Here is a 19,765-nt window from a genome sequence, read left to right as displayed (position 1 = left end):
TTCCGTTATGTACCTGATACCGGCGGTATCGGTTCAACGTGAAAGCTACGGCGTCGTGCGCCCGAGCAGGCGTTTCTGTGCGTGAGGAGACAAGATCGGACAACGAGTGACGGATGTCACAAGCAGGGGGTGAACCCCCTGCTAGGGGATGGTGACGAAGCCCATCGAGACCATCCAGTCGCGCGCGACGACGCTCGGATCGCGGCCCTCGACGTCCACCTGCTTGTTCATGTCCATGATCGCCTCGTTGGTCAGTGCGGCGGTGACAGGCGCGGTCACGTCGGCGATCTCGGGGTGGGCGTCGAAGAACGAGCGCTTCATGGTGACCGACGGGTTGTAGTGAGCGAAGAACTGCTTGTCGTCGGTCAGCACCACCAGGTCGAGCGCGGCGATGCGGCCGTCGGTGGTGAACACCTCACCGAAATCGCACTGGTTCCCGTCGGCGGTCGCCTGGTAGATGATGCCGACCTGCAGAATCGGGGTCTGCGCCCGCGCCGGGTCGAAGCCGTACGCGGCGGCCATCCCGGGGAAGCCGTCCTGGCGGGCCCGGAACTCGGTGTCCACGCAGGTCTTCGCGGCGGCCGGATTCGTCCGGACCAGTTCGGCGTATTCGGACAGGGTGCGCACTCCGGTGCTCTCGATCACCCGCTTACTCGCCGCCAGCGCATAGGTGTCGTCCATCGGGCCCGGCGGTAACCAGACCATGTCGTTGCGCTCCAGATCCTCCGCGCGCACCGCCTCGAACTGCGCTGCCGTGTCCGGGATCGGCTTCTCATGGCCGAGGTAGTTGATCCAGGCGTTGCCGGTGAACTCGTAGGCGACGTCGACCTGACCGGACAGCTGCGCCTCCCGGGTGCTGCGCGAGCCGACGATGCCGGTGAGGTCCCGGACGTCCGCGCCTGCCGCCGCGAGTGTGAACTCGAGGATGTACCCGAGGATGACCTGTTCGGTGTACTCCTTCGACCCGACGGTGATCTGCACCCCTTCCAGCCCGGGGGCGGGCTGGATGGAGCCGGGCGCGACCGGTAGCGGCACCGTGCTGCCGGACCCCAGCCCGCACGACGTGAGCAACAAGACCAACGCGACCGCGACGGACACCCCGCGATTTCGGTGTCGTCGGTCGCGCTGACCGCGACGAAGTACACCGAAATCGCGCCTCATCGCAGACCCTTGGGGTTGAGGAAGTACTCGGCGAGGCCGCCGAGCCAGTCGACGAGCAGCGCGAGGCACACCGCGAGCACGCTGCCGAGGATCAGTGTGACGTTGTCCTGCAGCTTGTATCCGGTGTCGATGAGGATTCCCAACCCGCCGGCGTTCACCAGGAACGACAGCGTCGCGGTCCCGACGGCGAGCACCAGCGACGTGCGCAAACCGGCGAGGATGTACGGCACGGCCAGCGGCAGTTCCACCCGCATCAGCAGGCCACCGCGGGACATGCCCTGGCCGAGACCGGCGTCGATGAGCGATCGGTCCACCTGGTCGATGCCCAGGATCGTGCTGGCCAGCACCGGCAACAAGGAGTACAGCGCGATCGGCAGCACCCCGATCCAGAAGCCGGTCTTCGCCGTCCACAGGAACAGCAGCACCAGCAGACCGATCGCCGGCGCCGCCTGCCCGATGTTGGCCACCCCGATGAACAAGGGCCGCAACGCTTTCGCGCCCGGCCGAGTGACCAGCACCCCGAGCGGCACCCCCACGGCGAGCACGATCGCGGTGACCGCGCCGGTGATCAGCAGATGCTGCCAGATCAGCGTCGCGACGTTGCCGGGGTTGATGTTCTCCTGCTGGGTGGCGGTCAGATCGCGGTTGAACGCCCAGAACACCACCGCCGCCGCGACCACCAGCACCAGCGCCGGCTGTATCAGCAGACGCAGCCGTTCGGCGGTGGTGGTGGCGGACGCCTTGCTGTTCTGCGCCCGGTCGGCGGTCACGGTGCTCACGAGTCGGCGGTCTCCGCGTTGGCGTCTTCACGCAACCGGTTGATGGTGTCGATGAGGGTGTCGAGGGTGACCACGCCGACGTAGCGGCCGCCGGCGCCGGTAACGACGGCAGAGGCGTGCTGTTCGGCAAGGATGGCCTCGAGCGCGTCTTCCAGCGTCGACTGCGTGCTGACCACGTCGAGGTGCTCGACCACGTCGGCGAGCGTGCCGGCGTGGCGCAGCCGCGACTCCCGTACCCAGCTGACCGGCCGCTCGCGCGCGTCGAGCACCACGGCCCAATTGAATTCGCTGCCCGCCAACCGATTTCGTACCTCGTCGACAGAATCGTCGGCGTGCACGGTGGCGGCCTGACGCAGATCGACATCCTTGATCCGCGTGAGACCCAGCTGACGCAGCGAGGCGCCGGAGCCGACGAAGCCGGCCACGGTGTCGTCGGCGGGGCTGGCCAAGATGTTCTGCGGGGAGTCGTACTGCAGGAGTTTGGACCGCGGGCCCAGCACGGCGATCCGGTCGCCGAGCTTGACCGCCTCCCCGAAATCGTGGGTGACGAACACGATCGTCTTGCGTAATTCGCTCTGCAGCCGCAACAGTTCGTCCTGCAGCGTGGAACGGGTGATCGGGTCGACCGCGCCGAACGGCTCGTCCATCAGCAGCACCGGCGGGTCGGCGGCCAGTGCGCGCGCCACCCCGACGCGCTGCTGCTGACCGCCGGAGAGCTGCCGGGGATAGCGGTCGGCGTACTGGCCGGGTTCGAGGCCGACGAGGTCGAGCAGCTCATCGACCCGGTTGTCGATGCGTTTGCGGTCCCAGCGCAGCAGGCCGGGCACCAATCCGACGTTCTGCCGGATCGTCATGTGGGGGAACAGACCCGCCTGCTGGATGGAGTAGCCGATCTTTCGGCGCAGTTCGGTCGGTTTGATCGCCAGCGCGTCGACGTCGCCGATACGAATGCTGCCCGACGTCGGCTCCGACAGCCGGTTGATCATCCGCATCATGGTGGTCTTCCCGCAGCCGGACGGGCCGACGAAGACCACGATCTCGCCGGCCGGGATGTCGAGCGACGCGTCGTCGACCGCCGGCTCGGACGCACCCGGGTAGATCTTCGAGACGTGGTCGAGTTCGATGCGCACCCCCGACGGCGTTCCCGTCGCCGTGTCGGATTCTGCTGCCGTGGTCGTCATCGGATGCCTTTCGACGTGGTGAGCCGGCCGAGGAGTACGAGCAGACCGTCCAGCGCGAGGGCCAGGATCACGATGAGCAACGTGCCGGTGACGGCCATCGGGATCGCCGTCGGGCTGCCGACCCGCGCGAGGCCGGCGAAGATCAGGTTCCCCAACCCCGGCCCCTTGACGTAGGCCGCGATCGCGAGCACACCCATCGACATCTGGGTACTGATGCGCATGGCCGAAAGGATCGACGGCCACACCAACCGCAGCTCGACGCGACTCAGCGTGGCGAGCCGGCTCATCCCGATCCCGCGCGCGGCGTCGGTCAGCGCGGGATCGACGCCGTTGAGGCCCACGATGGTGTTGCGGACGATGGGCAGCAGGGAGTACAGCACCAGCGCCGTGATGCTGGGCACGACGCCGAGCCCGAACAGCGGGATGAGCAGGCCGAGCAGGGCGAACGCCGGGACGGTCAGGATCACGCTCGACACCGAGGTTGCGAGATTCGCCGCAAGGCCGGAACGGTAGGTCAGCACGCCGATCGCCACACCGATCACGGTCGCGATGAGCACGCTCTGCACCACGGCGCTGACGTGCTGATAGGAATCGAACAGCAGCTGCGACTGGTGCGTGGTGACGTAGTCCCACAGTGCGCGCACGCCACCTCCGAGTTGTCGCCTGTCCCCCGCAGCATTTGCTCGTACCCCGAGATCGCGGGACCGAAACGACGGGGGCCGGTTGTGTTCGCGCTGATTTCAACCCTGTCGCCGGCCGGCGGCGATGAGCATCCTGGCGGACATGTCTTTGCGTGTGGTGAAGCTCGGCGCCCATATCGGCGCGCGTATCGACGGTGTCGAAGTGGGCGGCGGCCTGGATCCGGTGACCGTGAGCCGGATCAACGACGCGTTGCTCGAGCACAAGGTGATCTTCTTCCGCGATCAGCACCACCTCGACGACGACGGTCAGCTCGAGTTCGCCCGTCTGCTCGGCACGCCGACCACCGCGCATCCGACGGTCACGTCACGCGGCCACCGGGTCCTGCCGATCGACTCGCGCTACGACAAGGCCAACAGCTGGCACACCGACGTCACGTTCGTCGATCGCATCCCGAAGGCCTCGCTGCTGCGGGCGGTGGCGCTGCCCGAATACGGCGGCACCACCACCTGGGCGAACACCGAGGCGGCCTACGACCGTCTCCCGGCGGCGCTGCAAGCGCTGGTCGAGAACCTGTGGGCGGTGCACACCAACCTGTTCGACTACGCCGCCGATTTCGACGGCCGCCGCGAGGCGCTGACCGACACCGAACGCGAATACCGCGAGGAGTTCTACTCCGATTACTTCGAGGTCGAGCATCCGGTGGTGCGGATCCATCCGGAGACCGGCCGCAAGGTGCTGGTGCTCGGGCACTTCATCAAACAGTTCGTGGGCTTCGGACCCGCGGAGTCGCAGACCCTGCTGGCGCTGCTGCAGCAGCGCGTCACCAAGCTGGAGAACACGGTGCGCTGGAACTGGGCCCCCGGTGACCTCGCCATCTGGGACAACCGTGCCACTCAGCACTACGCGGTCGCCGACTATGACGACCAGTACCGGCGGCTGAGCCGGGTCACCCTCGCCGGTGATGTGCCCGTCGACGTCCTCGGCCGGCGCAGCCGAGTCATCGCCGGCGACGCCTCGGGCTACTCCGACGTGGTCGTGCCCCTCTCCCGCGGGAGCGAAGCGCTCGCGAGCTGAGAGAATGGCCGCATCGACCAATTCAGGACCGCGAGGTCCCGCGACCAGGACGCATGCCCCGGTGCCCTGTCGGTGCACCGGGCGGCCGACGGTGCGCTGGCCCGCATCCGCCTACCCGGCGGCCTCCTCACCGCGCAGCAGCTGACCGCACTCGCACACGCCGCCACCGCGTACGGCTCCCCGGACATGGAACTGACCTCGCGGGGCAACATCCAGATCCGGGCGGTCGACGATCCCGGCGCGGTCGCCGACGCGGTGGCCGCAGCGGGTCTGCTCCCCTCACCGACCCACGAACGGGTGCGCAACATCGTCGCCTCACCGCTGTCCGGTCGCTCCGGAGGCGCCGGAGACGTGCGTGGGTTGATCTGCGACCTCGACGAAGCGATCCAGAACGAACCAGCACTGGCCGGTCTGTCGGGACGCTTCTGGTTCGGGCTCGACGACGGACGCGGTGACGTGTCCGGTCTGGGCGCGGACGCCGGTGTACACCTGCTCGACGCCGAGACGGCGGCGCTGCTGCTCGCCGGACGCGACACCGGGGTTCGAGTGGGTCTCGACGCAGTCGTTCCGACCCTGGTCGCGGTGGCGGTCCGATTCGCGGAAATCCGCGAAACCGCTTGGCGCATCGTCGAACTCGACGATCCGACGGTGGTGCTGGCCGGGCTACGGGCCACTGCGGAACCGGGAGCCACCTGGGCGCCGGTGGATCGTCCGGCGGTGGGCTGGATTCCCCAGGACGACGCTCGCGTCACCCTCGGCGCGGCCGTGCCACTGGGTGTCCTGCCCGCTCGCACCGCCGAGTTCGTCGGCGCCGTGGACGCCCCGATCGTCATCACCCCGTGGCGCTCGCTGCTGGTGTGTGACCTCGACGAGGGAGTCGCCGACGTGGCGCTGCGGGTGCTGGCGCCGATGGGTTTGGTGTTCGACGAGAACTCGCCGTGGCTGGACGTGAGCGCCTGCACCGGAACCCCGGGCTGCGCGCATTCGGTCGCCGACGTCCGCAGCGACGCCGCCGCGGCGCTCGACGACCCCGCCGAAGGCCACCGCCACTTCGTCGGCTGTGAACGCGCCTGCGGCAGCCCGCCGGTCGGCGACGTGCTGGTGGCCGGTCCGGAGGGTTATCGGCTCCGGAAGCGCCCGTCGTAGGGTGAGCGGCGTGCTGGACTACATCCGCGACGCCGCCGAGATCTACCGGCAGTCGTTCGCGACGATCCGCGACGAAGCGGATCTGGCGCGGTTCCCCGACGACGTGGCGCGGGTGGTGGTGCGGCTCATCCACACCTGCGGCCAGGTCGACGTCGCCGACCACGTGGCGTTCACCGACGACGTGGTGACCCGCGCGCACACCGCGCTGGCCGCCGGCGCGCCGGTGCTGTGCGACTCCTCGATGGTCGCGGCGGGCATCACCCGCTCACGGCTGCCCGCCGACAACGAGGTGGTGTCGCTGGTGGCCGATCCGCGGGCGCCCGAACTGGCCGCCCGGCTGGGCTTCACCCGCTCCGCGGCGGCGGTCGACCTGTGGGCCGACCGGCTCGGCGGTGCGGTGGTGGCGATCGGGAACGCGCCGACCGCGCTGTTCCGGCTGCTGGAACTGCTCGACGACGGGGCGCCGGTGCCGGCCGCCGTGCTGGGCGGCCCGGTCGGCTTCGTCGGATCGGCGCAGTCCAAGGAGGAACTGGTCGACCGGCCGCGCGGGATGTCCTATCTCGTGGTGACCGGCCGGCGCGGCGGCTCGGCGATGGCCGCCGCCGCGGTCAACGCGATCGCGAGTGAGCGCGAATGAGCGAGCGCGGCACGCTTTACGGCGTCGGCCTCGGCCCGGGTGACCCGGAACTGGTCACCGTCAAGGCCGCCCGGGTGATCGGACAGGCCGACGTGGTGGCCTACCACAGCGCGCGGCACGGGCACAGCATCGCCCGCCGCATCGCCGAACCGTATCTGCGAGCGGGCCAGCTCGAGGAGCACCTGGTGTATCCAGTGACGACGGAGGTCACCGACCATCCGGGCGGCTACGCCGGGGCGATCGAGGACTTCTACCGCGAGGCCGCCGACCGTATCGCCGCCCATCTGGACGCGGGGCGCGACGTCGCCCTGCTCGCCGAGGGCGATCCGCTGTTCTACAGCTCCTACATGCACATGCACACCCGGCTGACCGAACGGTTCACTGCGGTGATCGTGCCGGGCGTGACGTCGGTCAGCGCCGCGTCCGCGGCGATCTCGACGCCGCTGGTGCAGGGCGAGGAGGTGCTGACGATCCTGCCGGGCACGCTGCCGCTCGACGAGCTCGAGCGCCGCCTCGCCGACACCGACGCCGCCGTCGTGCTCAAACTCGGCCGGTCCTACCCCACCGTGCGGGCCGCGCTGCAATCGACCGGACGGCTGGGCGAGGCCTACTACGTCGAACGTGCCAGCACCCCCGATCAGCGGGTCCTGTCGGCCGCCGACGTCGACGGCGAGGACAAGGTGCCGTACTTCTCGCTCGCGATGATCCCCGGGGGAACCGACCGCACCGCGCCGTCGGGCAGCGTCACCGTCGTCGGACTGGGCCCCGGCGCCGTCGAGTGGATGACACCGCAGAGCCGCAGAGAACTCGCCGCGGCGACCGACCTCATCGGCTACGGCCCCTATCTCGACCGCGTCGGCGCCCGCGAGGGACAGCGCCGCCACCCCAGCGACAACACCGACGAACCCGCCCGCGCCCGGCTGGCCTGCACCCTGGCCGAACAGGGCCGCGCCGTGGCCGTGGTGTCCTCCGGGGACCCGGGAGTCTTCGCGATGGCCACCGCGGTGCTCGAGGAGGCCAAACAGTGGCCCGGCGTCGACGTGCGGGTGATCCCGGCGATGACAGCGGCCCAGGCCGTCGCCAGTCGCGTCGGTGCCCCGCTCGGCCACGACTATGCGGTGGTCTCGCTGTCGGACCGGCTCAAGCCGTGGGACATCATCGCCAAGCGGCTCGCCGCCGCCGCGGCCGCCGATCTGGTGCTGGCGATCTACAACCCGGCGTCGAAGACGCGCACCTGGCAGGTCGGCGCCATGCGCGACATCCTGCTCGAGCACCGCGACCCCGGCACGCCGGTGATCATCGGACGCGACGTGTCCGGACCGCGGGAACAGATCACGGTGGTCCGGCTCGCCGACCTCGACCCCGCCGCCGTCGACATGCGCTGTCTGCTGATCGTCGGCTCATCCCAGACGCAGTGGTACCCGGCGGACGCCGGCGATCGGGTGTTCACGCCTCGTTACTACCCGGGGTGATAGTGTCACGCGTCACAGCGTGACGAAAGGTGGTGCCGTGCAGGCCCTCATCCCCTGTAAACCCGCCGACGTCACCCCCCAGTGGCTCGGCGCAGCACTGTCGCGGGACGGCGTGCCCGTCGAGGTGGCCGCAGTCGACACCGTCGCGATCGGCACCGGCCAGACCGGCGCCACGTACCGCGTCTCGGTCACCTACGCCGATCCGCAGCCCGATCTGCCGACCTCGTTCGCGGTGAAACTGCCCTCCCAGGACGAGACGGTGCGCGATCGCGTCGCGATCGGATACCGCTCCGAGCACGCGTTCTACACCCACCTCGCCGAGCGGGTGCAGATCCCGATCCCGCCGTGCTACCACTGCGAGATCGCTGGTGACGGCTTCGATTTCGTGCTGCTACTCGGTGACATGGCGCCCGCGGAACAGGGTGACCAGATCGCGGGCTGCAGCACCGACGAGGCGCGACTGGCGGTGGAGGCCCTGGCCGATCTGCACGGACCGACCTGGTGCGATCCGCAGTGGGCCGACTTCCCCGGTATCGCGATGCCCAAGCCCGACGCGGCATCCGCGCAGGGTTTCGGCGAGGTGGCCAAGATGGCCGCCGACATCACGATCGACAAACTGGGCGACCGGATGTCGGCCGAGGACCGCGAAACACTCTCCGCCGCAATGTCGGTGGTGACGCCTTGGCTGCTCAGTGAAGCCGGCCGGTTCGCGGTGCTGCACGGCGACTACCGGTTGGACAACATGCTGTTCGATCCGGACCGCTCGCGGATCACCGTGGTGGATTGGCAGACCCTCGGCAGCGGACTGCCCGCCCGGGACCTGTCGTACTTCACCGGCACCAGCATGCAGCCCGATACCCGCGCCGCCGTGGAGCGCTCGCTCGTGGAGGCGTACCACAATCGGTTGCTCACGCATGATGTCGCCGACTACGACTTCGACACCTGTTGGCGCGACTACCGTTTGGGTATGTTGCAGGCCCCGTTGATCACGGTGCTCGGGGTGGCGTTCGCGACGTCGACGGAACGTGGCGACGAGATGATGCTGGCGATGGCCGCCCGCGGGTGTCAGGCGATCCGCGACCTCGGCAGCCTCGACCTGATCACCCCAGCGAGCTGACCCATACCGCGGCGTCGGCCACCGTGCCGGCCGTCCGTACGCCCGAGGGTAGGGACGGGCGGTCCACCATCACCACCGGCACGCCCAGATCGGCAGCGGCGTCGAGTTTGGGGCGGGTCATGGCCCCGCCGCTGTTCTTGGTCACCAGCGCATCGATCCGCCTGTCGGACAACAGCTCCCGCTCCCCCGCATAGTCGTACGGTCCCCGCGAGAGCAGCAGTTCGTGACGATCGGGCAGGGTGCCGGCGTCCGGTGCGGTCACCGCACGGATGAGGAACCAGGCGTCGACCGTGCGGAAGGCCGCGGTGCCGCTTCGGCCCGTGGTGAGAAAGACCCGCCCGAAACCCTCGCGGGTCACGACGTCGGCGGCGTCGCGGTCGGAACCGACGACGATCGCGTCGCCGGTCGGCCACGCGGGCCGGGCCAGCACCAGATGCGGCAGCCGGAGCCGGGCGCAGGCCTCGGCGGCGTTCGCGGTGATGGTCGCCGCGAACGGGTGCGTCGCGTCGACGACGGCGTCGACCGGTGTCTCGGTGAGCCACCGGCACAGCCCGTCGACGCCGCCGAATCCGCCGATCCGCACCTCGCCGACGGGCAGAGCGGGATGCGGGACGCGCCCGGCGAGCGAACTGATCACCGTCACCTGCGGGTGCAGTTCCGCGGCGAGCGCCCGGGCCTCAGCGGTGCCGCCGAGCAGCAGGATCCGCATCAGTGCCTGCCGCGCCGGACCCGGTCCGGTGAGTAGAGGTAGCTGTCGGTGAAGGCATTGGCGGCCAACACGTCGCCCACCACGATCACCGCCGTGCGGGTCACCCCCGCCCCGTGCATCTGCTCCGCGATGTCGGCCAGCGTGCCGCGCAACACCACCTCCTGCGGCCAACTTGCGAATGCCACCACCGCACAGGGGGTTTCGGGTCGGTAGCCGCCGTCGAGCAGCTGCGGCACGATCGCGTCGATCTGCGCGGCGGCCAGATGCAGCACCAGGGTCGCACCCGGCGCGGACAGCGTGGCGAGATCCTCACCCGGCGGCATCGCCGTCGACAGGGTCGCGACACGGGACAGCGTGACCGTCTGAGCGACACCGGGCACGGTGAGTTCCCGGCCGAGTGCGGCCGCGGCGGCGGCGAACGCCGGCACCCCGGGGACCACCTCGTAGTCGATCCCCAGCAGGTCGAGGCGGCGGCACTGCTCGGCGAGTGCGCTGTAGATGGCGGGGTCGCCGGAGTGCAGCCGCGCCACGTCCTGTCCGGCGGCGTGCGCCCGCGCGAGTTCGTCGACGATCTGGTCGAGGTTCAGCGGGCCGGTGTCCACCACGCGCGCGTCGGGCGGGCACAGCGCGAGCAGGTCGTCGGGCATGATCGAGCCCGCGTACAGGCACACCGGGCAGCGCTGCAGGAGCCGTTGGCCGCGGACGGTGATCAGATCCGCCGCGCCGGGTCCGGCACCGATGAAGTACACGGTCACGGCTTGACCACCGCCCACTGGGTCACCGGCATCGCCGGCCGCCATCCGGTGAACCGCCCGACCGGTTCACCCCGGTAGTGCTGGAACCGCCGAAGTTCGCCACCCCTCTTCGTATGCCATTGCACCAGAACCGCTTCGGACTCCGCCGTGACGACGTTGGCGACCAGCCGCCCGCCGGAGGGCAGCCGGTCGAAGCAAGAGTCGAGCAGACCGGCGCCGGTGAGGCCGCCGCCGACGAAGATCGCCGACGGCGCCGGGATGCCGGGGGCGTCGAACGCGTCGGGAGCCGCACCCCGCACGTCCACCCGGACCCCGTGCGCGGCGACGTTCTCGGCGATCCGGCGACGGCGGACGTCGTCGCGTTCGAAAGCCACCGCGCGACAGCCGCTTGCAGTGCGACACCACTCGATCGCCACGCTGCCCGAGCCGGCGCCCACATCCCAGAGCACCTCGCCGGGACGCGGGTCGAGGGCGGCCAGCGTCACCGCCCGCATCGACTGTTTGGTGAGCTGACCGTCGTGGGCGAACGCGTCGTCGGGCAGTGTGGACACCCGCGCCTCGTCGGGTAGATACCGCACCGCAACGACGTTGAGGGCGTCGACATCGCGGGGCGGGTCGGCGGCCCAGGCGCGGGCGGTGGCGTCGCGCCGGCGTTCGGCCGGTCCGCCGAGCTGCTCGAGCACCGTCAGTTCCGAATCGCCGCGGCCGTGCTGGGTGAGCAGCCGCGCCAGCGCCGCTGGGGTCGAGGCGTCGCGGGACAGGACGACGGCCCGGCCGCCGCGGCGCACCCCGGTGTGTTCGGGTGCGGTCACCAGACTGATCACCTCGGTGTCCTGCACCGCCCAGCCGAGCCGCGCGCACGCCAACGTCACCGACGACACGTGCGGTAGGACGGTGACGCGGTCGGCGCCGAGCACCCGGATGGCCGAGGCGCCGATCCCGTGCAGCAGCGGGTCACCGCTGGCCACGATGTGCACATCGTGCTCGGCGTCGCGCAAGGCGTGCAGCGCATCCATCAGCGGGCTCGGCCACTCCCGCCGCTCTGCCCGCACCGAATCGTCGAGCAGGGCGAGTTGGCGGGCCGACCCGTAGACCACCGAGGCGCCCCGCAGCTCGGCCGACGCGGCGGGCGTGAGCCCGGCCATCCCGTCGGCGCCGATCCCGACGACCACCACGCGCGTCATCGCGGCATCCTGCGCCACACCGACCGCGGCAGCAGCCGCATCACCGCCACCAGCGCAGCCAGCGTCGAGGGCACCCACACCGCGGCGCGGCCTCGGCGCAGCGCCCGCACCGTCGCGTCGGCGACCTGGGCGGGCGTGCTCGACAGCGGTGCCGGGTCCATCCCCGCGGTCATCCGGCCGATCACGAAACCCGGCCGCACGATCAGCAGGTGCACCCCGGAGCCGTGCAGGGCGTCGGCCAGCCCGTTGGCGAACCCGTCCAGTCCCGCCTTGGCCGATCCGTAGACGTAGTTCGCCCGGCGCACCCGCGCACCGGCCACCGACGAGAACACGACGATCGACCCGGAGCCCGCCTCCCGCATGGCTGCCGCGAGCACCGTCAGCAGGCTCACCTGCGCGACGTAGTCGGTATGCACCACGGCCGCGGCGTGCGCGGCGTCCCGTTCGGACCGGGCCTGGTCGCCGAGGATGCCGAACGCCAGCACCGCCGTGCGGATCGGGCCGTGCTCGGCGATCAACCGGGCGACCAGCGGCGCATGAGAGGTCAGGTCGTCGGCGTCGAACTCCGTCGTGTGCACTGCCGCGGCGCCCGCCGCCCGCACCGCACGCACCTGCTCGTCGAGCCGGTCGGCGCCGCGCGCCGCAAGGACGACGGTCGCGCCTTGCGCCAGCCGTGTCGCCACTTCGACGCCGATCTCGCTGCGTCCACCGAAGATCACCACCAACCCGCCCGTGTCCTCCACGGCTGTGATTATGTCCTGCGCTAGCGTGGGCTCCGATGGCTAGTTCCGGCCGCAGGGCCACCACCCGGCTCACCAGCGACGCGCTGGCGTTCCTCACCGAACGCCACCTGGCCATGCTCACCACGCTGCGCTCAGACAATTCACCGCACGTGGTCGCCGTCGGCTTCACCTTCGATCCGAAGACCCACATCGCCCGGGTGATCACCACCGGCGGCTCGCAGAAGGCCGTCAACGCCGACCAGCGCGGCGTCGCGGTGCTCAGCCAGGTCGACGGCGCCCGCTGGCTGTCGCTGGAGGGCACATCGACGGTCAACAGCGATCCGGACGCCGTGCGCGACGCCGAACTGCGCTACGCCCAGCGCTACCGCACCCCGCGGGTCAACCCGCAGCGCGTGGTGATCGAGGTGCGCGTCGAACGTGTGCTCGGCGCCTCGTCGCTGCTGGACCGCGGCGACGACTGACAGTCACGCCGTCGCGGCCGGACCCGCCGGCACCACCACCAGATCGTGCGGCCGGTGGTTGACCGGTTCGGCACCGTCCTCGGTGACGATCACGATGTCCTCGATCCGCGCGCCCCACTCGCCGGAGAAATAGATGCCGGGCTCCACGCTGAACGCCATCCCCGGCTCCAGCGGCAGATCGTTGCCCGCGACGATGTACGGCTCCTCGTGCACCGACAGGCCGATGCCATGTCCGGTGCGGTGCACGAACGCCTCGGCCAGGCCCGCCTCGGCCAGCACGTCCCGTGCGGCGGCGTCGACCTGTTCGGCGGTGACCCCGGGCCTGACCGTCGCCACCGCGGCCTGCTGGGCGCGCTGCAGCACCGCGTAGCGGCGCGCGATCTCCGGATCGGGTTCACCGAGGACATAGGTGCGGGTGCAGTCGGAGTTGTAGCCCGGTTCGTAGGGTCCGCCGATATCGACGACGACCACATCGCCGGCGCGTAGTTCGCGGTCCGAGCACTCGTGGTGCGGATCGGCCCCGTGCGGACCCGATCCGACGATGATGAACGCCACCTCCGAATGGCCCTCGGCGACAATGGCTTCGGCGATGTCCGCGGCGACGTCGGCCTCCGTACGGCCGGCGACCAGGAAGCCGGGCACCCGCTCGTGCACGCGGTCGATGGCCGCGCCGGCCTTGCGCAGCGCGTCGATCTCGGCGGCGTCCTTGCGCATCCGCAGCTGCCGCAGCACGTCGGTCGCCAGGACCGGTACCTCGCCGAGGACACCGGCCAGCGGCAGCAGATGCAGCGCGGGCATCGCGTCGGTTACCGCGACCCGCGCGGGCGCACCCCCGAGTGCTTCGGCCACCAACGCATACGGGTTCTGCCCGTCCACCCAATCCTGTACCGCCAGACCCAGTTCGGTGACCGCGGAGTGCCCCAGCGCCGCCAGCTCGAGGCGGGGCACGACCACGGTCGCCGGGCCGTCGGCGGGCAGCACCAGGGCGGTGAGCCGCTCGAAGGTCTGGGCGCGCGAGCCCACGAGGTAGCGCAGGTCGTAGCCGGGCGTGATGACCAGGCCGGCCAGTCCGGCCTCACCGGCCGCGGTGGCGGCGCTGCGCAGGCGTCGGGCGTACACGTCGGTGTCAAAGCGGCTGCCGGTCATGGCGACCAGGCTACTGTCGACTCGTGTCAGCCCGCTCTCCCCTGCTGCTTCTCGACGGCGCCAGCATGTGGTTTCGCTCCTACTTCGCGCTGCCGTCGTCGATCACGGCGCCGGACGGCCGTCCGGTCAACGCGCTGCGCGGTTTCCTCGACACGGTCGCGATGCTCATCGCACGGGAGCGGCCCGGCCGGCTGGTGGTGTGCCGGGACGACGACTGGCGCCCGCAGTGGCGCGTCGACCTGATCCCGTCGTACAAGGCGCATCGTGTCGCCGAACCCCACCCTGAGGGCACCGACGTCGAAGAGGTGCCCGACGAGCTGACCCCGCAGGTCGACATGATCATGGCGATGCTGGACGCCTATGGCATCGCGCATGCCGGTGCGCCGGGATACGAGGCCGACGACGTGCTCGGCACGCTGGCCGCCGCGGAGAAGCGGGACCCGGTCATCGTGGTCAGCGGCGATCGCGACATGCTGCAGGTCGTCGCCGACGATCCGGTCGCCGTGCGGGTGCTGTACCTGGGTCGCGGGATGAGCAAGGCGACGCTGTTCGGACCGGCCGAGGTCGCCGAACAGTATGCGGTGCCCAAGGATCGGGCCGGTGCGGCCTACGCCGAGCTGGCGCTGATGCGCGGTGACCCCTCCGACGGCCTGCCCGGGGTGCCCGGCATCGGCGAGAAGACCGCCGCCACCCTGCTGGGCCAGTTCGGCTCGCTCGAGGCGATCGTCGCGGCCGCCCAGGACCCGAAGTCCAAGATGTCCAAGGCCTATCGAAAGAAACTGCTGGCCGCAACGGACTACATCGAGGCCGCTGAACCGGTCGTGCGGGTCGCCACCGAAGCGCCCGTGAAGATGTCGACGAAGACCGACGAATTGCCCTTGGCCGCAGCGCATCCTCGTAAGGTCGCCGAACTGGCCGGCGACTTCGGGGTCACGTCGTCACTGGGACGGCTGCAGAAGGCTCTCGACGGGTTGGACTGACAGCGCCTAGCGGGGCCGGCCGACCTCGTAGGTGCCGTCGTCGTCCTGGAACGTCACGGTGACCTCGCGCTTGGTGCCGTCGATGCTGACCTCGCAGTCGAAGGTTTCACCTTTCTTCACGACCGGACTGTCGCCGTTGTTGCACCTGACGTCACGAACGTTCTTGGCGCCGTAGCCGTTCGCTTCGTCGGTCAGGATCTGCTGCACCCCAGACTGGGCGGCGTCAATGTCGAGTTTGGTGGTGACGAAGAAGCCAGGCGTGACGAAGCCGAGGATGCCGACGACGGCGATGATGAGGACGGCCAGTGCGGCGACGACCCCGCCGATGACCTTCATGGACTTCTTGGAGCCGTCATCCGAACCGGGCTGCGGATACGTCCCGTACTGACCCGGCTGGCCGTACTGCTGAGTGGGCTGCCCGTAGGGCGGCTGGCCGTACTGCGGAGTCGGCTGCCCGTACTGCTGAGGCTGGCCGTACTGGGGTTGACCGTATTGCGGCTGCCCGTACTGGGGCTGGCCGTACTGGTCGGGCGCACCGTAGGGCTGCTGCGGATACGGCTGGTATGCCGGCTGCTGCTGAGTCGGCTGGTACTGCCCGTACTGCTGCGGCGTGTACGCGGGCGGCTGCTGCTGCCAGGAGGTGTCGGCGGGCGGCTGATCGCCGCCCGTGGGCGCCGACTGCCAAGCCGACTGGTCCCCGCCCGGCTGATCCTGACCGGCTTCCGGCTGCTGACCGGTCCACGGCTGATTCGGATCAGATCCCTGCGGTCCGCTCATCGTCTCTCCCTTGATCCTCGGTCGGCTCGCTGGGCCACACACTACCCCGCATCAACTGCGACGACGCCACGTCGAATGTCGTTGATCGCGCGTTTCGCGGAGGTCCGCAGCCCCGGTGTCGGCGCCGCGTTGCGCACCTGGTCGAGCAGGTCGAGAACCTGCCGGCACCAGCGGACGAAATCGCCCGCAGACAGCTGCGCCCCGCTGCCGGTGACGTCCGACGCGGCCAGCGCCGTGGTCAGATCACCCGTGGTGGCCCACCGGTAGATCGCGGCGACGAAGCCGTCGTCGGTGTCCCGGCTGGGTGCGATGCGGTGGCGCTGCTCATCGGCACGCAGCTGCGCCGACAGCCGTCGGGTGGCCACCAGCGCACGTCGCACCTTCGCCGTCGGCGCCTCAGATCCGGCAGGTGTCCCGGGCGTGTCGCCCCGTGACTCGAACAGCACCGAGGACAACACGGCGGCCAGCTCGGCGGGATCCAGCCCGTCCCAGGCCTGCGCGCGCAGGCATTCGGCCACCAGCAGATCGCTCTCGCTGTAGATGCGGGCCAGCAGACGGCCGTCGTCGGTGACGGTGGGTACCTCACCCGAGGTGTCGATGAAGCCGCGTTCGCCGAGCAGCACGACGATGCGGTCGAAGGTGCGGGCCAGCGAGTTGGTCGCGGCGGCCACCTTCTGTCGGATCTGCTCGTTGTCGCGCTCGATGCGCAGATACCGCTCGCCGAGCCGGGCGGACTCTTCGCGGTCAGGGGCGTTGTGCACCGGGTGGCGGCGCATCTTCTCCCGCAGCGCGACGAGTTCGGGGTCGATGTCGTGCTCCTGCGCCTGCTGTCCGCGCCGGCGCCGCTCCGAGGGCACGGACAACCCCTCGGCCGCCGACAGCAGCGCCGAGGCCAGATCTCGCCGCACCCGCGGGTTGCGGTGTTCGACGCGTTTGGGCAGCGGCATGGTGCCGATGCGAGGGGTGGCCCCGGAATAGTCGGCCGACGAGATCCGCCCCGCCCAGCGGTGTTCGGTCAGCACCAACGGCCGGGGATCGTCTGTGTCGCGGGCCGATTCGAGCACGACGGCCAGTCCGCCGCGCCGACCCTGGGTGATGGTGATGATGTCGCCGCGGCGCAGGGCGCTGAGCGCGTCGTTTGTGGCCGCGCGGCGCTGCACCCGCGACGCCCGCGACTGGGCGCGTTCGCGTTCGGAGATCTTCGCCCGCAACCGCGCATAGTCCAGTGCCGGGGCGTCGTGGCCGCCGAGTTCCGCCGCGATCTCGTCGAGCACCTTCTCGCCGCGTTCGATGCCGCGGCGCAATCCGACCACCGACCTGTCTGCCTGGTACTGCGCGAACGACTGCTCGAGGAGTTCGCGGGCCTGCGCAGGGCCCATCTGCTGCACCAGGTTGATGGTCATGTTGTACGACGGGGCGAACGAACTGCGCAGCGGGAACGTGCGCGTCGACGCCAGTCCGGCGACCTCGGTGGGTTCCACCTCCGGACCCCACAACACCACGGCGTGGCCTTCGACATCGATGCCGCGCCGGCCGGCGCGCCCGGTGAGCTGGGTGTACTCCCCCGGCGTCAGCGGCATGTGCTGTTCGCCGTTGAACTTGACCAGCCGTTCGAGCACCACGGTGCGGGCGGGCATATTGATGCCCAGAGCCAGTGTCTCGGTGGCGAATACGGCTTTGACCAGACCGGCGGCGAACAGTTCCTCGACGGTGTGGCGGAACACCGGCAGCATGCCCGCGTGGTGGGCGGCCAGGCCGCGCAGCAGCCCTTCGCGCCACTGGTGGTAATCGAGGATGACGAGGTCGTTGTCATCGAGATCGGCGCAGCGGCGGTCGATCACCGCGGCGATGCGCTTGCGTTCCTCCTCGGTGGTCAGCCGCAGCGAGGACCGCAGACACTGCTTCACCGCGGCGTCGCAGCCGGCGCGGGAGAACACGAACGTGATGGCGGGCAGCAGGCCCTCGTTGTTGAGCATGCCGATCACGTCGGGCCGCGCCGGGGGCCGGTACATCGTCGGGCGGCCGCGTTGCGCGCCTCTGCCGCGACCGCGGGGCTGCCAGTCGGCCAGCCGGTCGGCTTCGCGGCGATGCGAGATGTGGCGCAGCAGTTCCGGATCGACAACGAGTTCACGCCCACCCCGTGCGGCTCTACCGGAGCGGTAGTCGAACAGATCGAACAGTCGTTTCCCGACCATCACGTGCTGCCACAGCGGGACCGGCCGGTGTTCGTCGACCACCACTGCGGTGTCCCCGCGCACGGTCTTGATCCACCCGCCGAACTCCTCGGCGTTGCTCACCGTCGCCGAGAGGCTGACCAGCCGTACCTCGTCGGGCAGGTGCAGGATCACCTCTTCCCAGACCGCACCGCGCATCCGGTCGGCCAGGAAATGCACCTCGTCCATGACGACATGCGAAAGTCCCTGCAGGGCCGGGGAGTTCGCGTACAGCATGTTGCGAAGCACTTCGGTGGTCATGACCACGATGTCGGCGTCGCCGTTGATGTTCTGATCGCCGGTGAGCAGACCGATGCGTTCGGGTCCGTACCGACGGACCAGGTCACCGTGCTTCTGGTTGCTCAGCGCCTTGATGGGTGTGGTGTAGAAGCATTTCGTCCCGGCGGCCAGTGCCAGGTGGACCGCGAACTCCCCCACGACCGTCTTCCCGGCGCCGGTCGGCGCGCACACGAGCACGCCGTGGCCGGTCTCGAGGGCCTGGCACGCCCGGACCTGGAAGTCGTCCAGCGTGAAGGACAGCTCAGCGGTGAAGGCGGCGAGCTGGGTGTCAGGTGGATTCGTCATGCAGATGGACGTGCGACGGAGTGGACACCGCGCTGGGCGGCTCGATGGGCTCGGCGGGTGCGATGGGTGAAGCCTCTTCGTCCGAGACGGTCTCGGCAGCCTCGCGCTTGGCCTTGCGCTTGTCGTGGAGACGGGCGATCTGGATCGCGAACTCGAGCAGCACGGTGAGCGCAGCCGCCAACGCGAGCATGGAGAACGGATCCGAACCCGGGGTGAACAGTGCGGCGAAGACGAACAGGGCGAAGATCAGCCCGCGCCGCCACGCCTTGAGCTTCTCGTAGGACAGCATCCCGACGAAGTTGAGCATGACGATCAACAGCGGGAATTCGAAGCTGAACCCGAACACCAGCAGCAGGTTGATCAGGAACCCGAAGTACTGGTCACCGGACAGGGCGGTGACCTGGACGTCGCTGCCGACGGTGAGCAGGAAGCCCAACGCCGTGGCCAGCACGACATAGGCGAGCACGGCGCCGGCAATGAACAGCATGCTGCCCACCGCGACGAACGCCGACGCGAACCGCTTCTCGTTGCGATACAGGCCCGGAGTGATGAACGCCCATATCTGGTGTAGCCAGATCGGGCAGGCCAGCACGATGCCGGCCATCAGCGCGACCTTGAGTCGCAGCATGAACTGGTCGAACGGCGCGGTGGCCAGCAGGCGGCAGCCGCCGTCCTCAGTGATGTCGGCGCGGGCGTAGTCGGGCAGCGCGCAGTAGGGGCCGCGCAGCCATTCGCCGAGGCTGGGCAGCCCGAAGAAGCTGTGGGTGTACCAGAGGAAACCGAAGACGGTGGTGACCACGATGGCCGCCGCGGCGATCAGGAGGCGGTTTCGCAGTTCGTGCAGATGCTCGACCAGCGACATGGTGCCGTCCGGATTGACCCGGGATCGGCGGTTACGCGGGTTGAGCTTCTTGAAGATGCCGGGGGTTTGCACGTGTGCTGCCTAGCGGCCGCTTCGGGACGCGGCCTGACGGCGCGGCGACAGGCCGCGCGAACGGGAGTG

The 19,765-nt window shown here is 70.0% G+C and carries 19 protein-coding genes; 7 read left to right on the top strand and 12 right to left on the bottom strand.

Annotated features, from left to right (window positions below; all coding sequences use genetic code 11):
- Positions 1-141: 141 nt before the first annotated feature.
- The 4 genes from A5757_RS05810 to A5757_RS05795 are packed head-to-tail and all read right to left on the bottom strand — an operon-like array spanning position 142 to position 3,765.
- Positions 142-1,161: a glycine betaine ABC transporter substrate-binding protein gene (locus tag A5757_RS05810; RefSeq protein ID WP_066829981.1), complete on the bottom strand. Its 1,020-nt coding sequence runs from the start codon at positions 1,159-1,161 to the stop codon at positions 142-144.
- Positions 1,158-1,940: an ABC transporter permease gene (locus A5757_RS05805; RefSeq protein ID WP_066829973.1), complete on the bottom strand. Its 783-nt coding sequence runs from the start codon at positions 1,938-1,940 to the stop codon at positions 1,158-1,160. Before A5757_RS05805 ends, A5757_RS05810 begins: the two co-directional genes overlap by 4 nt.
- Complete coding sequence (locus A5757_RS05800) at positions 1,937-3,121, bottom strand: ATP-binding cassette domain-containing protein (RefSeq protein WP_066829971.1); 1,185 nt, start codon at positions 3,119-3,121, stop codon at positions 1,937-1,939. Before A5757_RS05800 ends, A5757_RS05805 begins: the two co-directional genes overlap by 4 nt.
- Complete coding sequence (locus A5757_RS05795) at positions 3,118-3,765, bottom strand: ABC transporter permease (protein ID WP_066829969.1); 648 nt, start codon at positions 3,763-3,765, stop codon at positions 3,118-3,120. Before A5757_RS05795 ends, A5757_RS05800 begins: the two co-directional genes overlap by 4 nt.
- Positions 3,766-3,904: 139 nt before the next feature.
- Between A5757_RS05795 and A5757_RS05790 the strand changes: the two genes are divergently transcribed.
- From A5757_RS05790 to A5757_RS05770, 5 genes are read left to right on the top strand one after another with little or no spacing between them, the layout of a single operon-like run.
- Positions 3,905-4,837, top strand: a complete 933-nt coding sequence (locus tag A5757_RS05790) for a TauD/TfdA family dioxygenase (RefSeq protein WP_066830381.1) — start codon at positions 3,905-3,907, stop codon at positions 4,835-4,837.
- A 12-nt stretch (positions 4,838-4,849) separates the two neighbouring features.
- Positions 4,850-5,983 carry a precorrin-3B synthase gene (cobG, locus tag A5757_RS05785; protein WP_066829968.1) on the top strand — a complete coding sequence of 378 codons (1,134 nt, stop codon included), beginning with the start codon at positions 4,850-4,852 and terminating at the stop codon, positions 5,981-5,983.
- A gap of 10 nt (positions 5,984-5,993) precedes the next feature.
- On the top strand, positions 5,994-6,620 hold the full coding sequence (locus tag A5757_RS05780) for a precorrin-8X methylmutase (RefSeq protein WP_066830376.1): 627 nt from the start codon (positions 5,994-5,996) through the stop codon (positions 6,618-6,620).
- A complete protein-coding gene (locus A5757_RS05775) occupies positions 6,617-8,092 on the top strand; it encodes a precorrin-2 C(20)-methyltransferase (protein WP_066829965.1) in 1,476 nt (491 codons plus the stop codon). Before A5757_RS05780 ends, A5757_RS05775 begins: the two co-directional genes overlap by 4 nt.
- A gap of 37 nt (positions 8,093-8,129) precedes the next feature.
- Positions 8,130-9,209, top strand: coding sequence for a phosphotransferase family protein (locus tag A5757_RS05770; protein ID WP_066830372.1), 1,080 nt, complete (start codon positions 8,130-8,132; stop codon positions 9,207-9,209).
- Here the strand turns inward: A5757_RS05770 and A5757_RS05765 are convergent.
- The 4 genes from A5757_RS05765 to A5757_RS05750 are packed head-to-tail and all read right to left on the bottom strand — an operon-like array spanning position 9,193 to position 12,600.
- On the bottom strand, positions 9,193-9,918 hold the full coding sequence (locus A5757_RS05765; protein ID WP_066829962.1) for a cobalt-precorrin-6A reductase: 726 nt from the start codon (positions 9,916-9,918) through the stop codon (positions 9,193-9,195). The genes A5757_RS05770 and A5757_RS05765 overlap by 17 nt on opposite strands.
- Positions 9,918-10,673 (bottom strand): precorrin-4 C(11)-methyltransferase, encoded by a 756-nt coding sequence (cobM, locus tag A5757_RS05760; protein ID WP_066829959.1) that lies wholly within the window; start codon positions 10,671-10,673, stop codon positions 9,918-9,920. Before cobM ends, A5757_RS05765 begins: the two co-directional genes overlap by 1 nt.
- Positions 10,670-11,857: a bifunctional cobalt-precorrin-7 (C(5))-methyltransferase/cobalt-precorrin-6B (C(15))-methyltransferase gene (locus A5757_RS05755; RefSeq protein WP_066830374.1), complete on the bottom strand. Its 1,188-nt coding sequence runs from the start codon at positions 11,855-11,857 to the stop codon at positions 10,670-10,672. Before A5757_RS05755 ends, cobM begins: the two co-directional genes overlap by 4 nt.
- Positions 11,854-12,600, bottom strand: coding sequence for an SDR family NAD(P)-dependent oxidoreductase (locus A5757_RS05750; RefSeq protein ID WP_066829957.1), 747 nt, complete (start codon positions 12,598-12,600; stop codon positions 11,854-11,856). Before A5757_RS05750 ends, A5757_RS05755 begins: the two co-directional genes overlap by 4 nt.
- 35 nt (positions 12,601-12,635) lie before the next feature.
- On the opposite strand from A5757_RS05750, the gene A5757_RS05745 reads away from it, so the two are divergent.
- Positions 12,636-13,061 carry a F420-dependent biliverdin reductase gene (locus A5757_RS05745; protein ID WP_066829955.1) on the top strand — a complete coding sequence of 142 codons (426 nt, stop codon included), beginning with the start codon at positions 12,636-12,638 and terminating at the stop codon, positions 13,059-13,061.
- A gap of 3 nt (positions 13,062-13,064) precedes the next feature.
- Here the strand turns inward: A5757_RS05745 and A5757_RS05740 are convergent, their stop codons facing one another.
- Positions 13,065-14,207 carry a Xaa-Pro peptidase family protein gene (locus A5757_RS05740; RefSeq protein WP_066829951.1) on the bottom strand — a complete coding sequence of 381 codons (1,143 nt, stop codon included), beginning with the start codon at positions 14,205-14,207 and terminating at the stop codon, positions 13,065-13,067.
- 23 nt (positions 14,208-14,230) lie between these two features.
- Between A5757_RS05740 and A5757_RS05735 the strand changes: the two genes are divergently transcribed.
- On the top strand, positions 14,231-15,187 hold the full coding sequence (locus A5757_RS05735; protein WP_082929334.1) for a 5'-3' exonuclease: 957 nt from the start codon (positions 14,231-14,233) through the stop codon (positions 15,185-15,187).
- A gap of 6 nt (positions 15,188-15,193) precedes the next feature.
- Here A5757_RS05735 and A5757_RS05730 read toward each other — a convergent pair whose 3' ends face one another.
- Genes A5757_RS05730 through tatC form a run of 3 tightly spaced genes read right to left on the bottom strand, consistent with a single transcriptional unit; the run spans position 15,194 to position 19,696 of the window.
- Positions 15,194-15,964, bottom strand: coding sequence for a DUF4333 domain-containing protein (locus A5757_RS05730; RefSeq protein WP_066829948.1), 771 nt, complete (start codon positions 15,962-15,964; stop codon positions 15,194-15,196).
- A 41-nt stretch (positions 15,965-16,005) separates the two neighbouring features.
- Complete coding sequence (locus A5757_RS05725) at positions 16,006-18,762, bottom strand: RNA helicase (protein WP_066829945.1); 2,757 nt, start codon at positions 18,760-18,762, stop codon at positions 16,006-16,008.
- A complete protein-coding gene (gene tatC, locus A5757_RS05720; RefSeq protein ID WP_066829943.1) occupies positions 18,746-19,696 on the bottom strand; it encodes a twin-arginine translocase subunit TatC in 951 nt (316 codons plus the stop codon). Before tatC ends, A5757_RS05725 begins: the two co-directional genes overlap by 17 nt.
- Positions 19,697-19,765 lie beyond the last annotated feature (69 nt).

Source organism: Mycobacterium sp. 852013-51886_SCH5428379, from assembly GCF_001665575.1.
GTDB lineage: Bacteria > Actinomycetota > Actinomycetes > Mycobacteriales > Mycobacteriaceae > Mycobacterium.
Note: the sequence above shows the minus strand (reverse complement) of the source record. Positions and strands in the feature narration are given on the sequence as shown.

Coding starts and splice junctions, on each gene's coding strand:
- A5757_RS05810 (WP_066829981.1), bottom strand. CDS start 1,161: ATGAGGCGCGATTTCGGTGTACTTCGTCGCGGTCAGCGCGACCGACGA.
- A5757_RS05800 (WP_066829971.1), bottom strand. CDS start 3,121: ATGACGACCACGGCAGCAGAATCCGACACGGCGACGGGAACGCCGTCG.
- A5757_RS05790 (WP_066830381.1), top strand. CDS start 3,905: ATGTCTTTGCGTGTGGTGAAGCTCGGCGCCCATATCGGCGCGCGTATC.
- A5757_RS05775 (WP_066829965.1), top strand. CDS start 6,617: ATGAGCGAGCGCGGCACGCTTTACGGCGTCGGCCTCGGCCCGGGTGAC.
- A5757_RS05765 (WP_066829962.1), bottom strand. CDS start 9,918: ATGCGGATCCTGCTGCTCGGCGGCACCGCTGAGGCCCGGGCGCTCGCC.
- A5757_RS05755 (WP_066830374.1), bottom strand. CDS start 11,857: ATGACGCGCGTGGTGGTCGTCGGGATCGGCGCCGACGGGATGGCCGGG.
- A5757_RS05745 (WP_066829955.1), top strand. CDS start 12,636: ATGGCTAGTTCCGGCCGCAGGGCCACCACCCGGCTCACCAGCGACGCG.
- A5757_RS05740 (WP_066829951.1), bottom strand. CDS start 14,207: ATGACCGGCAGCCGCTTTGACACCGACGTGTACGCCCGACGCCTGCGC.
- A5757_RS05730 (WP_066829948.1), bottom strand. CDS start 15,964: ATGAGCGGACCGCAGGGATCTGATCCGAATCAGCCGTGGACCGGTCAG.
- A5757_RS05725 (WP_066829945.1), bottom strand. CDS start 18,762: ATGACGAATCCACCTGACACCCAGCTCGCCGCCTTCACCGCTGAGCTG.